Raw genomic sequence first — 14,065 nt, 5'->3', positions numbered from 1 at the left:
ATTTTATTGATTCAAAGATCTCCTATTAAAATAAGTTTAATAGGAGATTTAACGTATTAAAAAGAGCATTTTGCAATGGGTGCAAAATATCTGATCAATCTGGTTTATTGATTGGTTGGATTAAAAAAATAAGTCAATAATTGTTTTATCTGTATTTATGATGCTGCTTAAAAAGGTTGCAGTCTTTTAGACTACAACCGATTCACAATACATTATCTAAATGGTTTCAATTAATTAAATCGTCTCAATATCAGGCTGTTCTTTGTGCGTCTGTTCGACCAAGAATCCACCTGTTTGTCGTTGCCATAATTGTGCATAAATACCATGTTGAGCAATCAGCTCTTCATGTGTACCTTGTTCAGCAATATGCCCTTGATCTAAAACAATTAAGCGATCCATTTGCGCAATTGTTGATAAACGATGTGCAATCGCAATCACGGTTTTGCCTTGCATTAATTCATCTAAACTCGATTGAATTGCAGCTTCAACTTCTGAATCCAAGGCACTGGTTGCTTCATCTAAAATCAAGATAGGGGCGTCTTTTAAGAATACCCGTGCAATCGCAATACGTTGTCTTTGGCCACCTGATAACTTAACCCCGCGTTCACCTACGTATGCGTCAAAGCCTGTGCGTCCACGTAAATCTGAAAGTTGTGGGATAAATTCATCTGCTTTGGCTTTACGCACAGCTTCTAACATTTCTTCGTAAGTTGCATCTGGACGACCATATTTAATATTTTCAGCAACAGTACGATGTAGCAATGACGTATCTTGTGTGACGAGGGCAATATTTCTGCGCAAGCTGTCTTGGGTTACATCTTCAATATTTTGATCATCAATGATAATTTTACCGTGATTGACTTCATAAAAATGTAAGAGTAGCTGGATCAGTGTAGATTTACCCGCACCTGAACGTCCCACAATCCCAATTTTTTCGCCCGGTTTAATGTCTAAGTTAAAGTGATCAATCACATTTTTATCATTATAGGCAAAGCTGACATCTTTAAATTGAATATTACCTTTAGAAATAACCAAAGGTTTTGCATCTTCTTTGTCTTGAATTTTAATTGGGCGTCCAAGTGTTTGCATACCATCTTGAATGGTCCCGACATTTTCAAACAACGCTGAGGTTTGCCACATCATAAACTCAGCCATGCTATTCAGTTTCAAAATCATCGCCGTGGTGGCAGCAATCACACCAATTGCAGCCTGACTTTGTAACCATAACCAAACGGCAGTGCCCAATACACCAAAAAATAGAACAGCTGTGAGTAAATTAATGCAAAATTCATAAGCCGTACCTAAGCGCATTTGCTTAAATACGGTCGTCATGAATTCTTTCATAGACTCTTTCGCATATTGGCTTTCACGGCCAGCATGTGCAAAAAGTTTGACTGTTTGAATATTGGTATAAGCATCCGTTACACGACCAGTCATAATTGAACGTGCATCGGCTTGTTCTTTAGAAATTTTGCCTAATTTGGGAATGTAATATAACGCGGCACTGACAAATAGGATCAGCCATAAAAATAATGGTAAGAGCAGAATAGGTGAGATCGAACCAAGCACCACACTGATGGTGATGAAGTAGATCACCACATAAGTCACCATATCACCCAAAATAACCCAAAACTCACGCACGGCTAATGAGGTTTGCATCACTTTGGCAGATAAACGACCTGCAAAATCATTGTGGAAGAAGTCTAAACCTTGTCGTAATAGTAGGTTGTGAAAACGCCAACGTAGGCGCATTGGAAAACTACTATATAAAATTTGATGTCTTACAATAGATTGCATACTGGCAAAGAAAATATTAGCCAGCAAAATACTTGACAGAATGATTAAGTTATTTTTATGTTCTGCCAAAAAAGTATCGGGTTTAGACTGGGTTAACCAGTCCACCAAATGACCAATTTGAGCAAAAAATAAAGCTTCAAATGTTGCAGTTGCCGCAGTAAAAACAATAAGAATGATTAAGTAGCGTTTTATGCCCGTTGCAGCTTGCCATACAAAAGGAAAGAATTTTGTTGGCAATGGTTCGTTTAAACCTTTAGATGGATAGGGATCTACTAATTTTTCGAACCATTGCAGTAACATAAAATCCTCTTAATTTTTAACTTGTCATGTCAATTTCATTCATTTTCGGCGATAACATTGCGTGAACATCAGCACCTGATGGGGCTTGATACAGTCTTAAACCAAACAATGGAATGATTGCCATTAAATGGTCAAAAATATCGGATTGAATGGCTTCGTAATCATTCCAGACCGTTGTATTGGTAAACGCATAGATTTCTAGAGGTAAACCTTCACTTGTGGTCTGTAATTGACGAACAAGAATAGTGCTGTTTTGGGAAATTCGTGGATGCTGTTTGAGATAAGCATCGACATAAGCACGGAAAGTTCCAATATTGGTCAATCTTCGTTGATTATATACTGACTCATGCTGCAATTGTTGGTTAAAACTTTTTAATTCATCTTGTTTTTGATCGAGGTAATTTTCCAGTAATAAAAATTCTTTTAAGCGACTTTGTGCTTGTAAAGAGAGGAATTGAATACTGGATTGGTCGATATAAATTGAACGCTTAATTCGACGTACACCTGATTGCGACATACCTCGCCAGTTTTTAAAGGTATCTGTCACTAATTTATTGGTTGGAATGGTGGTAAAGGTCTTATCAAAATTTTCAATGGTCACCGTATGTAATGACATATCAATGACAGTACCATCAGCACTTAAAGATGGCATTTCAATCCAATCTCCAATGCGAACCATGTCATAAGAAGAAATTTGTACCGAAGCGACTAAAGACAATATCGTGTTTTGGAAAACCAGCATTAACACCGCTGCCATCGCACCAAAACCTGCTAAAAGCGTAAATACATCTTTTTGAAGGAATGTTCCTAAAATCATCAAACCACAAACAATGAAAATAACCAGTTTGACCAACTGTAAATACCCTTTGATTGGCTTATTTCGAGATTTGGGATTACGTTGATAAATAATATTAAAAACGCTTAGAAATTCACTCACCGCTAAAGCAATGGTTAAGAAAATGAAAGCTTGAGCTAACATTTGAGTCATTGAAATGACTTTTTCAGACAGATGCGGAACGGTCACAATGCCATTCATTATCACAATGGCTGGGATGATATTGGCAATACGGCGAATGACGCTGTGTTGTGCAAAAACTTCATTATTGGCAAATTTTATTTTGGAAATAAGCTTACGAATTCCACGTACAACCACTTGTTTGGCAATAAAATTCGCTGCCAATGCAAATATAATGAGTAAGCTTAAAGATGTCAGCATTTCTAACCAAGGGTATTGATCAGACCAATCTCTAAGATTTTGGATGAATTCATATTTTTCCAAAAGTAAAACCTCTGAGTTTAGATTAGAGGCTATTTTATTGATTTTGAATAAAGATCACATTTTAGGTAACGTATTTACCACATTAAAAACACTTGAATTAACCAATTTTTTTGTTTTAGGAGGATCTAGATGAGACATCTCGTAACGAGACCATGAGAATTGACTTAATTCTCATGGTCTAATGCTGTTTAAAATGCCTCAGCAGATGCTAAATTCCACATTCTAAAATAGAAATTTTCATCATCTTTATTTTCACAATTCAATAATTCTCCATTTTTCATCCAAAAGTGAAGTTGGGCATAGGTTTTAATTTCACGGTCATTGATACGTTGCGCCAAATGGTGTGCTTTAATTTCAGCGGGGTGCTGTAAACCTGCGGCTGCAATCATTTCAGCTAAAGCTTTTAAAGTATTTTTTTGGAAATTAAAGACGCGTTCAGATTTATTAGGAACATCGAGTGCTTTTTGACGTTCTTTGTCCTGTGTCGCTACACCTACTGGACATTGGTTGGTATGGCAACTCTGCGCTTGAATACAACCCACTGCAAACATGAAACCACGTGCACAATTGACCCAATCTGCACCAGTTGCCATTATGCTCGCAATATCAAAAGCACTGATGATTTTACCACTTGCTCCCACTTTCACTTGATCACGTAAACCTGCACCGACTAAGGTGTTATGCACAAAGAGTAAACCTTCTCGTAGTGGTGTACCCATATGGTCGATTAATTCGATTGGCGCTGCGCCTGTACCACCTTCAGAGCCATCGACCACAATAAAATCAGGGACAATTTTTGTTTCAAGCATGGCTTTTACAATACCCATGAACTGCCAAGGTTGCCCGATACAGAGTTTAAAGCCTACAGGTTTGCCATTGGATAATTCACGTAGTTTTTGAATAAAGTGCATCATTTCAATTGGCGTACTGAAAGCCGAATGTGCCGCAGGGGAAACACAGTCACGATCACGTGGTACACCACGAATTTGTGCAATTTCTTCACTAATTTTATGTTTAGGTAAAATTCCGCCATGTCCTGGTTTAGCCCCTTGAGAAAGCTTGATTTCAATCATTTTGATTGAATCCAGTACAGCTTGTTTTTGGAACTTTTCTGGGTCAAATTTGCCATCTAAAGTACGACATCCAAAATAACCACTGCCAAGCTCCCAAACAACATCGCCACCATATTCAAGATGATAAGGGCTTAAGCTACCTTCGCCTGTGTCATGGTAAAAATTGCCCATTTGTGCGCCTTTGTTCAGTGCGCGAATCGCATTAGCGCTTAGACTGCCAAAGCTCATCGCTGAAATATTCATAATTGATGCGCTATAAGGCTGTGAACATTGTGCATTTCCAATACTAATTCTAAAACTATTGTAATCAGCAGGCTTTTTGGGTGCTAAAGAATGCGTTAAAAAACGATAATCTTCCTGATAAACGTCAATAATTGAGCCAAAAGGTTTATCTGCATTTTCATTTTTTGCACGTTGGTAAACTAAACTACGTTGTGAGCGTGAAAAAGGCAGGGCGTCTTCATCTGATTCAATAAAATATTGTCGAATTTCTGGACGAAAGCTTTCAAAGAAAAAACGGAAATGCCCCATAATCGGGTAATTTCTTAAAATAGCGTGTTTGCTTTGTATAATGTCATATATACCGACAATACTCAGTATGATGGTCAGTAGCCAAACGACATTGAGAAAAGTATCTGAGAAAAAGTAATAAATAAAATGTGTTTCATAAAAGAAAATAATCCATGTCAGATAGATTGAAATAAACAGACATAGAAACCAAACGGAATATCGTGAAAAAAATGTATTTAAGAACTTACTTCTTATTGCTTGAGCGGGGCTTGCCATATGAGTAGTTGGTCCAACTGAAGACGATCATAGTGACTAAGTTGCCAATTTTAAGTGGTTTTCTCAAGTGACGAATTGTTAGAAATAAGAAAGATTCTATTTTAAAGCATGAATAAACATTCAAACACTCAACGGATGATTTAAAAAATTTCTCAAAAATAGAAAATACTTTTTAAATCTTTTGTGCAAATAAGGTCGCAAAGCGTTGTTTAATACGCTTACCTTGTTCATCAACACGGTGTAATTCACCGACGTTCTCATTATATTTTAAAATTTTCCAACCTTGATAATAATCAAGTAGTTCATTTTCCTTAAAACTAAAAGGAAAATCGCTTAATACAGGGTAATCATCTGTATCCATTGCACAAACAATCAAATTAAATCCATGCAGATGTGTTGCATGTTGCATATTTTGAATGAGCGTCGGGATTGTTTTGGGTTGTAAGAACATCATTACGACAGTTGAAAATATAAAGTTGTACGTTGAGTTTATATGTTGGTCTATATTTAGATCGCGAATGCCTGTATGAATATTTTGTAAATTTTCAGCCTGAATAATATCGTCTAATACTTGAATGCTTTGTGGGTTTACATCAAAAGCATCGACCTGAAAACCATGTTGATTCAGATATAAACTATTTCGACCCGTACCACAGCCAATATCTAGCGCTTTGCCTTTAGGAATATAAGGTATTGCTGCTAAAATCTCAGAATGTGTTGCTGTTAATTTATATTTTTTCTCAAAATAAATATTGGGTTCACAATAAAAACTCAGTTGACATTCTACATCCTCGGATGCAGAGACAATTTTGTGCCAAGCTTGAGGCGGAATAAACGGAGGCTGAGACTCTGTATTAAATTCATGCTCTGAAAGGACGTCTCCAGTTTCACTCAACATTGCAAAATGAATCGTACCTTGAATAATATTTAATTTTGCCCAAGTACCTTGTTTGGTATTATGAGGACGTTTAAAGCCTTGAGGAATGGTCACAAACTGCCAAATGGGAAGTTGTTGATAACAACGTAAATCATTCATATACCACTCCTTTTAGTTTATTTTTAGTTTGTTGTAAAACTGAGTCTAAACTGGATTTTTAAGTTAAAAGTTCAGCTTAAATGTCTTGTTTAGACTCCTTGTACTATACGTTATTGTTCTGTCGGAACAAGCATCAGCACAGATTCATTTAAAAGCAGACTGAGGTCTTCTAAAATCTCCTCATCTGCTAAGTTTTGATTCAATGCAACACTTTGACCATCTGCAATTTGTTGTAAAAATGGTGTGAATTGTTCAGAAATGCAAATAGCTTCACCATTCGCCCAAAATAAAACTTGATCGTCTTGATCTGAGTAGAGTAAACGAGAAGCAGGCTCTAATTGAATTAAATAGCCTTGATCTAAGGCATCTTCTAAATCACCTGTACCAAGTTCCTCAGCTTCTGGAATATTTTCAGGGTACTTAGATTCCGACATTAAGCTCATTATTGCATCATCTAAAACAATCGAGTTTTGCAATTGAGTCAAAATCTCTGCCTTTAAATACGCCAATTCATTTTCAGTTACTTCACCAGCGCGCGAAACTTGATCACGAATAATATCGATTAAAGGATTTTTCAAGCTTTGATTTTCTGAGAATTTGTCACAAACTCGATCCATCATATCAGTCACATTTGGCATACGGAAGCCAAAAGAGAAGGTGAGGCATTCATCTTCAGCAACGCCGTAATGTGCCAAACCTGGTGGTACATAGAGTAAGTCACCTGGGGCTAAAACTTCGTCAAAATGTACATCGATGTCTGTGAGTAATTTAAGCGGTTGTCCTGCAACAAAGTCTGTATCTTCATCACACATTTGTCCCAGTTGCCAACGACGGTGTCCATAACCTTGTACTAAAAATACATCATAGAAGTCGAAATGTTTTCCTACAGAACCGCCTTGAGGTGCATAAGACACCATAATATCGTCACGGCGCCACTGTGGAATAAATGGAAACTTTTTCCAAAGTTCTGCTAAATCAAATGAGTAATGGTCAACAGCTTGAACCAGTAATGTCCAAAGCTTTGGCATTTTTTGAAAATCGCCTTTGATGAGTGGTGAATTTTTAACTGACCATTGGTTCGGATCTTTGTCTTTTTGTTTGATTAAACGTGCAGTGACATTTTCATCGAGTGCCAATTCCATAACATCATTGGGTTCTAAAATATGTGCAATTTCAGGTAATGCGTTACGAACCAATAATGGTTTTTTTTGCCAGTATTCTGAGAGGAATTGTTCAGCGGTGATTCCGCCTAAAACATCTAAAGGTTGCGACATGAAAATAGCCTAAGCAAATTTAAATCAATATTAGGTGTATTGTCTTATGATGAGCTGAATGGTGCAAGTAAATTCAAAAATGGTATTTTAAAATTCAAAAAATAGATTAAAATTAAACCTAAGGACTCGCTTAAAATGATTCTTTACTGAAAATAAGAATCAAATATCAATATATTATCCAAAGAAGAACTAAGATGTTTACGAAAGAACAAGCAAATAAAATAGCTGATGACATACTTTACTCAGGAAGTAGAACAAAGACACCAAAAAATAGCTCAACAGACCAAGAGTATTCCTTGGATGCACAGATGTGAGGCTTTAGATAAAGTACCATTGTATCAACAATATATATTTTACAAAAACGCAAAAAAAGCTGTTGAAAAACACAGTATATATAAGCGTGTAATGTATATGAATATGAATATGATTGTTATAATGGGTGTATCGTTATATTTTACAATGAGTTTTAATAAGGTAAATAACTTAAGTAATGTAAGAATCCTATTGTTTTCAATGATTTCTCTTGTTTTACTTTCAAAAATTTACCAAAGTAATTTAATTAAAAGACAGTTAAATCAATTGATTAAAGAACACGATTCAAAAATAATATAAATTAATCACAATATTAAGCATTAGATTATGCGACTTTGCTATTCATTCTAGGAATAGTGGCGTAGTCTGATGATCTGATCATTAAGGCAAATTCATCCCTAACTTTCTTAAAATATTACATAATTGAATCATTGGCATACCCATTAATGTGGTTTGATCCTGACCAATCATTTGTTCAAATAAACTAATACCTAAGCTTTCACACTTAAAACTACCTGCACAATGTAAAGGCTGATCAATTTCAATATAGCGTTTGATTTCATCAAGGCTTAAATCTCGAAATTTAACATGATAATGTTCAACCAATGTTTGCTCAAAGCCAGAAGCCAAATGTTGAACACTCAAAGCTGTACTAAAAAAGACATTTTTGCCTGAATTGGCTTGTAACTGTTGTATGGCATTTTCTACAGATAAAGGTTTACCGATAAATTCTTGCGGCGCATGTTCACGCCATGCTATTTGATCTGAACCAATCACAATAGCGTTTGGATTTTCTTGGGCAATCACTTGTGCTTTTTCAAAAGCCAAACGCTTAGCCAAAACGTCAGCATGTGTTTCACCCTGAACAGATTCATCAATATCAGGGGAAATACAACGATAATCCAATCGTAACCGATTCATTAAATCTTTACGTGTTTGGCTAGAAGAGGCCAAAATGATTTCAGGATGGTTTATCTTTGGATTATTCATTTTTGAAGTGTTCATCAAAAGTTAAACCGCATATTCCATCAGGACATCTAATGGAACATAAGACAAAACAGCTTGATGACATGCCTGTAATTTTACCCGTGGCGCCATATCATTTTGATAAGCTTCCACCCAACGAGTGACACATAGACACCAAAAATCACCAGGTTCTAAACCAGGGAAGCCATGTTCAGGCAAAGGAGTAATTAAATCATTGCCTACTTTTTGGGAATAATTAAGAAATTCAGAAGTCATTTCAGCACAAACAGTATGCTGACCAATATCAGACGGTGCTGTATGACAGAAACCATTACGGAAATAACCTGTAATCGGTGAATAACAACAGCTTGCCAAAGGCTCACCTAATACATTTAAACCATTAATTTTAGGATCTGGATGAAAAGACATAAGCGTACAAATTTTCGAAGTTAAGGCTATGATAATCAAATCTGAATATTTCTACAGCTTTTCTACAAAAGTATCTAACCTTTTTTTGTGTAATCATTTAGAATCTACGCGATTTTTAATATCTATAAAGAGAGCTATACATGAATTTTCAGCGTATGACTGACCTTGATTTAACGGGCAAGCGTGTTCTTATTCGTGAAGATTTAAACGTTCCTGTTAAAAATGGTGTGATTACAAGTGATGCACGTTTACGTGCTGCGTTACCTACGATTAAGTTAGCACTCGAAAAAGGTGCAGCAGTCATGGTTTATTCTCACCTTGGTCGTCCTGTTGAAGGTGAACCACAACCAGAGCAGTCACTTGCGCCAGTAGCAGCGTATTTGACGGAAGCTTTAGGACAAGAAGTAAAATTATTTACAGACTATTTAGAAGGTGTTGAAGTTGCAGCAGGACAAGTTGTACTACTTGAAAACTGCCGTTTCAACGTTGGCGAAAAGAAAAATAATCCTGAACTTGCGGCAAAATATGCAGCGCTTTGCGATGTATTTGTTATGGATGCATTTGGTACGGCACACCGTGCAGAAGCTTCAACTGAAGGTGTAGCTCGTTTAGCGAAAGTTGCTGCGGCAGGCCCATTATTGGCTGCGGAATTAGATGCACTTGGTCGTGCATTACAAACACCTGAAAAACCAATGGTTGCCATTGTTGCAGGTTCTAAAGTTTCTACAAAACTTGATGTATTGACTTCACTTTCTGATATTTGTGACCAATTGATTGTTGGCGGTGGTATTGCCAATACGTTCTTGGCTGCTGCTGGTTTCAATGTCGGTAAATCATTGTGTGAAAATGATTTAATCGATACGGCTAAAGCTATTACGGCTAAAGTATCTGTACCACTTCCTACAGATGTTGTGGTTGCTGATGCTGCTGAAATTGATTTTTCTGACTTCTTGGGTTCTTTGGCAAAAGCAAAAGCAACTGTGAAAAAAGTTGAAGATGTGACTGATAACGACATGATTTTAGATGTTGGCCCAGAAACTGCAAAAGCATTTGCTGAAATCTTGAAAACATCTAAAACAATTCTTTGGAATGGCCCAGTGGGCGTATTTGAAGTAGATCAATTCGGCGAAGGTACAAAAACTTTATCTTTAGCGATTGCTGAATCAGCTGGATTCTCTATTGCAGGTGGTGGTGATACTTTGGCTGCTATTGATAAATATGAAGTTGCTGACAAAATCGGTTATATCTCGACGGGTGGTGGTGCATTCCTTGAATTTGTAGAAGGTAAAACACTTCCAGCAGTTGCTGTATTGTTAGAGCGTGCATAATAGAATTGTGTTTATTTAAATATCGAGTTTGATTATTTTAGATAACGTCAGTTCGGGTTAAGTTCTGATGTAAGCTATTAAAAAGTTAGATTATGCACGACGGAGTTTTATTCTTTAAAGTCAAATGTAAGGATTAACCTTCGGTTCGACCTACTTTTCTTTCGGGAAAAGTAGGCAAAACCATTTGTCAGTCGCAAACTCGTCCAATACCGCTATGTACTTAATGTATTGCAAAAACAGTAAATGACGTATGTAGTCCTGCCTCGAACAATGCGACTGACGTTCCCGCGTATCATATATCTGGAACAATATCTTATCTTGAACTAAAGTCAGATAAACAACAATTTTGTGAATCGGCTGACCATGTGTCAGCCTTTTTTATTCAGCGATTCACAATTAAGTCATCAAAATGAAATATATCTGCAATAAAATCGTGAGCATTAAATCACCAGATGTGGAAAATGTGATGAAATTTAAATTTGTACTGATTGCACTTATTCTTGCACCTTTAGCTTTAACGGCGTGTAATAAACAAGACAAAGCACCTGCTTCTGAACAAACTTCGGCTTCAAGCGTTGCTACTGAATCGGAAACAGTGAGTCCAGAACAACAAGCAGCAATTGACGCAATTGATCAGCCTGTTTTGGATGAGAAGAATACAGATGTTCCTGCTGAAAAAGCCAATGCGCCTGCTGATGTTGCAACTCCTGCAACAGCAGAAGAAGCACCAAAAGCACAATAATTAATTTTGCTTTGTTGTTATTTGTTAAAAATCCCTGCTAAAGCAGGGATTTTTTATGAAATAGTGAATATTGTTGCTGAATTGAAATAATTCCCCATGTAGAATATCGGGCATTACCTGGGAGGATATTATGGCACTTATTTCATTGCGCCAGCTCTTGGATCATGCCGGTGAACATAACTACGGCGTTCCAGCGTTTAACGTAAACAACTTAGAACAAATGCGCGCAATCATGTTAGCCGCAGACGAAACGAATTCACCTGTAATCGTGCAAGCTTCTGCTGGTGCGCGTAAATATGCAGGTGCTCCATTCTTACGTCATCTTATTTTGGCAGCAATTGAAGAATGGCCACATATTCCAGTGGTAATGCATCAAGATCATGGTACAGATCCAGATGTATGTCAGCGTTCTATCCAACTTGGCTTCTCATCTGTAATGATGGATGGTTCGTTAGGTGCGGATGGTAAAACACCGACATCGTATGAATATAACGTAGATGTAACTCGCCGTACTGTTGAAATGGCGCATGCGTGTGGTGTTTCTGTAGAAGGTGAAATTGGTTGCTTGGGTAGCCTTGAAACTGGTTTGGCAGGTGAAGAAGATGGCGTTGGCGCAGAAGGCGTTCTTGACCATTCTCAACTCCTGACTTCAGTTGAAGAAGCTCGTCAATTCGTAGCGGATACTAATGTAGATGCTTTGGCAATTGCTGTAGGTACTTCACACGGTGCATACAAATTCACTCGTCCACCAACAGGTGACATTTTGGCAATTGACCGCATTAAAGAAATTCATGCGGCACTTCCAAATACACATCTTGTTATGCATGGTTCGAGCTCTGTTCCTCAAGAATGGTTAGCTGTGATCAATCAATACGGCGGCGACATCAAAGAAACTTATGGTGTTCCTGTTGAGCAATTGGTTGAAGCGATCAAGCATGGTGTTCGTAAAATCAACATCGATACAGATTTACGTTTAGCGTCTACAGGTGCGATGCGCCGTATGATGGCTGAACAACCAAGCGAATTTGACCCACGTAAATTCTTTGCTAAAACTGTTGATGCAATGAAACAGATTTGCGTAGATCGTTATGTGTCGTTTGGTACAGCGGGTAATGCTGACAAGATTCGTCCAATTTCTTTAGAGAAAATGGTCGATCGTTATAAATAATTTTTAACGTTATTTATACAGCGCTATACAGTAGAAGCCCACGTTATTGTGGGCTTTTTCTTGACGAATCAACGGATAAAAGAAGACAACAATGGAACTTATATTTTCAGCAGCATTGTGTAGTGTACTGGTATCGATCCTTTTAAAATTTGCCAAAAATAAAGGTTTTGATGCTTTACAAATGATTGCTTGGAACTATGCCATTGCCAGTATTTTGAGTCATCTATGGTTTAAACCTGATTTAGCACATATTTCGGTTTCTGCGACACCGTGGTGGTTGATCGTTGTATTGGGTATGGTGTTACCCAGTATCTTTTTGTGTTTAGCCAAATCTTTACAGACCGCAGGGATTCTAAAAACTGAAATTGCACAACGGTTATCTGTTGTATTGTCGCTATTAGCCGCTTATTTCTTATTTCAAGAACAATTTAGTCAATTGAAAATAATTGGGGTAGTACTGGGTATTATCGCCGTATTATGTCTTATTTTTTCACAATCAGGTGCATCAAAGACCGCTTTAAATCGCAATGGAATGTTTTTTCTGCTTAGCGTATGGGTTGGTTATGCGATGGTTGATATTTTATTAAAATACACCACAAGTTTGGGGCTACAATTTCCTGTCATATTAACTTTGATGTTTATTTGTGCTTTTATTCTTTCTATTCTCTATCTTCTTATTCAAAAAGCTCAATGGAAAATAAAAAATATTGCCGCAGGTTTATTTTTAGGATTTTTAAATTTTGCCAATATCGCGTTATATGTAAAAGCACATATTCTATTAAAAGACTCTCCAGCCATCGTTTTTGCAGGGATGAATATTCTCGTTGTGCTATTTGGTGTGATTGCAGGTTTATTCATTTTCAAAGAGAAACTGAACAATATAACGGTACTTGGTCTTGTTTTAGGACTTGCAGGCGTGATGTGTTTGGCTTTGGCGATTTGAAAATTAAAATAAAGGAGTAAATTATGATCGAAAACGTATTCTTAGAAAATATTGAATTGGTACAAAATAACGTACGCCTTATTCCTTTATCTTATGCGCATGAGCAAGGGCTTGCAGAAGCCTGTAAAGATGGTGAGTTGTGGAATTTAAGAATTACTTCGGCACCACATTTTTCAGAAGTTAAACAATATATCGAAACAGCCTTAGAGCAAAAAGCGCAGGGAAGTCGTTATCCCTTTGCTGTAATCGAAGAAAGTACGGGGAAGGTTCTTGGAACGACTAGTTTTCACGATATTTTATTACAAGTAAAACGTTTTGAGATTGGTTATACATGGTATGCAAAATCGGTACAGCGAACACATGTCAATACAACCTGTAAGTTACTGTTATTGAAGTTCGCATTTGAACAACTTCAGGCCAATACTGTGGGGTTACGTACAGATCAATTTAATTTTAAAAGCCAAAAAGCAATTGAGCGTTTAGGTGCTAAAAAGGATGGTGTCATTCGTGGTCATGCTTTACGTAAGGATGGCACGATTCGAGATACGGTGATGTACAGCATCGTAAAAGGTGAATGGGCTAATGTAGAAGCACATTTAGAAGATTTATTGGCGTGTCATTAAATCGGCTTC

At 37.0% G+C, this 14,065-nt stretch carries 13 protein-coding genes; 6 read left to right on the top strand and 7 right to left on the bottom strand.

Annotated features, from left to right (window positions below; all coding sequences use genetic code 11):
• Positions 1-234 precede the first annotated feature (234 nt).
• The 5 genes from ACY45D_RS09420 to ACY45D_RS09400 all read right to left on the bottom strand — a co-directional run bounded on the left by ACY45D_RS09420 (position 235) and on the right by ACY45D_RS09400 (position 7,545).
• Positions 235-2,097: an ABC transporter ATP-binding protein gene (locus tag ACY45D_RS09420; RefSeq protein ID WP_463106508.1), complete on the bottom strand. Its 1,863-nt coding sequence runs from the start codon at positions 2,095-2,097 to the stop codon at positions 235-237.
• Between the two features lie 16 nt (positions 2,098-2,113).
• Complete coding sequence (locus ACY45D_RS09415) at positions 2,114-3,376, bottom strand: mechanosensitive ion channel family protein (RefSeq protein WP_463106507.1); 1,263 nt, start codon at positions 3,374-3,376, stop codon at positions 2,114-2,116.
• 188 nt (positions 3,377-3,564) lie between these two features.
• The gene (locus ACY45D_RS09410; RefSeq protein ID WP_463106506.1) at positions 3,565-5,235 is read right to left on the bottom strand and encodes an FMN-binding glutamate synthase family protein; all 1,671 of its coding nucleotides are present in this window, start codon (positions 5,233-5,235) and stop codon (positions 3,565-3,567) included.
• Between the two features lie 172 nt (positions 5,236-5,407).
• On the bottom strand, positions 5,408-6,271 hold the full coding sequence (gene tehB, locus ACY45D_RS09405; protein WP_463106505.1) for an SAM-dependent methyltransferase TehB: 864 nt from the start codon (positions 6,269-6,271) through the stop codon (positions 5,408-5,410).
• Positions 6,272-6,381: 110 nt separating this feature from the next.
• Positions 6,382-7,545, bottom strand: coding sequence for a ribosomal protein uL16 3-hydroxylase (locus ACY45D_RS09400; RefSeq protein WP_463106504.1), 1,164 nt, complete (start codon positions 7,543-7,545; stop codon positions 6,382-6,384).
• Positions 7,546-7,773: 228 nt separating this feature from the next.
• Between ACY45D_RS09400 and ACY45D_RS09395 the strand changes: the two genes are divergently transcribed.
• Positions 7,774-8,157, top strand: a complete 384-nt coding sequence (locus tag ACY45D_RS09395; RefSeq protein ID WP_463106503.1) for a hypothetical protein — start codon at positions 7,774-7,776, stop codon at positions 8,155-8,157.
• Positions 8,158-8,238: 81 nt separating this feature from the next.
• On the opposite strand, the gene ACY45D_RS09390 is transcribed toward ACY45D_RS09395, so the two are convergent.
• Positions 8,239-8,832, bottom strand: a complete 594-nt coding sequence (locus tag ACY45D_RS09390; protein ID WP_463109470.1) for a Maf family protein — start codon at positions 8,830-8,832, stop codon at positions 8,239-8,241.
• A gap of 36 nt (positions 8,833-8,868) precedes the next feature.
• Positions 8,869-9,252, bottom strand: coding sequence for a DUF2237 family protein (locus ACY45D_RS09385; RefSeq protein WP_010111506.1), 384 nt, complete (start codon positions 9,250-9,252; stop codon positions 8,869-8,871).
• Positions 9,253-9,392: 140 nt separating this feature from the next.
• Between ACY45D_RS09385 and ACY45D_RS09380 the strand changes: the two genes are divergently transcribed.
• The 5 genes from ACY45D_RS09380 to ACY45D_RS09360 all read left to right on the top strand — a co-directional run bounded on the left by ACY45D_RS09380 (position 9,393) and on the right by ACY45D_RS09360 (position 14,056).
• The gene (locus tag ACY45D_RS09380; protein WP_463106502.1) at positions 9,393-10,580 is read left to right on the top strand and encodes a phosphoglycerate kinase; all 1,188 of its coding nucleotides are present in this window, start codon (positions 9,393-9,395) and stop codon (positions 10,578-10,580) included.
• Positions 10,581-11,046: 466 nt separating this feature from the next.
• Positions 11,047-11,322, top strand: coding sequence for a hypothetical protein (locus ACY45D_RS09375; protein WP_463106501.1), 276 nt, complete (start codon positions 11,047-11,049; stop codon positions 11,320-11,322).
• A 130-nt stretch (positions 11,323-11,452) separates the two neighbouring features.
• Entirely contained in the window at positions 11,453-12,490 is a 1,038-nt protein-coding gene (gene fba, locus ACY45D_RS09370; protein ID WP_463106500.1) for a class II fructose-bisphosphate aldolase, read from the top strand.
• A gap of 91 nt (positions 12,491-12,581) precedes the next feature.
• Positions 12,582-13,433, top strand: a complete 852-nt coding sequence (locus tag ACY45D_RS09365; RefSeq protein ID WP_463106499.1) for an EamA family transporter — start codon at positions 12,582-12,584, stop codon at positions 13,431-13,433.
• 23 nt (positions 13,434-13,456) lie between these two features.
• A complete protein-coding gene (locus ACY45D_RS09360; protein WP_463106498.1) occupies positions 13,457-14,056 on the top strand; it encodes a GNAT family N-acetyltransferase in 600 nt (199 codons plus the stop codon).
• Positions 14,057-14,065: the final 9 nt, after the last annotated feature.

The organism is Acinetobacter sp. BZX-2 (genome assembly GCF_055179795.1).
This window is presented reverse-complemented; position numbering and strand designations above follow the sequence as displayed.

Coding starts and splice junctions, on each gene's coding strand:
- ACY45D_RS09380 (WP_463106502.1), top strand. CDS start 9,393: ATGAATTTTCAGCGTATGACTGACCTTGATTTAACGGGCAAGCGTGTT.
- ACY45D_RS09410 (WP_463106506.1), bottom strand. CDS start 5,235: ATGGCAAGCCCCGCTCAAGCAATAAGAAGTAAGTTCTTAAATACATTT.
- ACY45D_RS09360 (WP_463106498.1), top strand. CDS start 13,457: ATGATCGAAAACGTATTCTTAGAAAATATTGAATTGGTACAAAATAAC.
- ACY45D_RS09385 (WP_010111506.1), bottom strand. CDS start 9,252: ATGTCTTTTCATCCAGATCCTAAAATTAATGGTTTAAATGTATTAGGT.
- fba (WP_463106500.1), top strand. CDS start 11,453: ATGGCACTTATTTCATTGCGCCAGCTCTTGGATCATGCCGGTGAACAT.
- tehB (WP_463106505.1), bottom strand. CDS start 6,271: ATGAATGATTTACGTTGTTATCAACAACTTCCCATTTGGCAGTTTGTG.
- ACY45D_RS09395 (WP_463106503.1), top strand. CDS start 7,774: ATGACATACTTTACTCAGGAAGTAGAACAAAGACACCAAAAAATAGCT.
- ACY45D_RS09420 (WP_463106508.1), bottom strand. CDS start 2,097: ATGTTACTGCAATGGTTCGAAAAATTAGTAGATCCCTATCCATCTAAA.
- ACY45D_RS09375 (WP_463106501.1), top strand. CDS start 11,047: ATGAAATTTAAATTTGTACTGATTGCACTTATTCTTGCACCTTTAGCT.
- ACY45D_RS09365 (WP_463106499.1), top strand. CDS start 12,582: ATGGAACTTATATTTTCAGCAGCATTGTGTAGTGTACTGGTATCGATC.
- ACY45D_RS09400 (WP_463106504.1), bottom strand. CDS start 7,545: ATGTCGCAACCTTTAGATGTTTTAGGCGGAATCACCGCTGAACAATTC.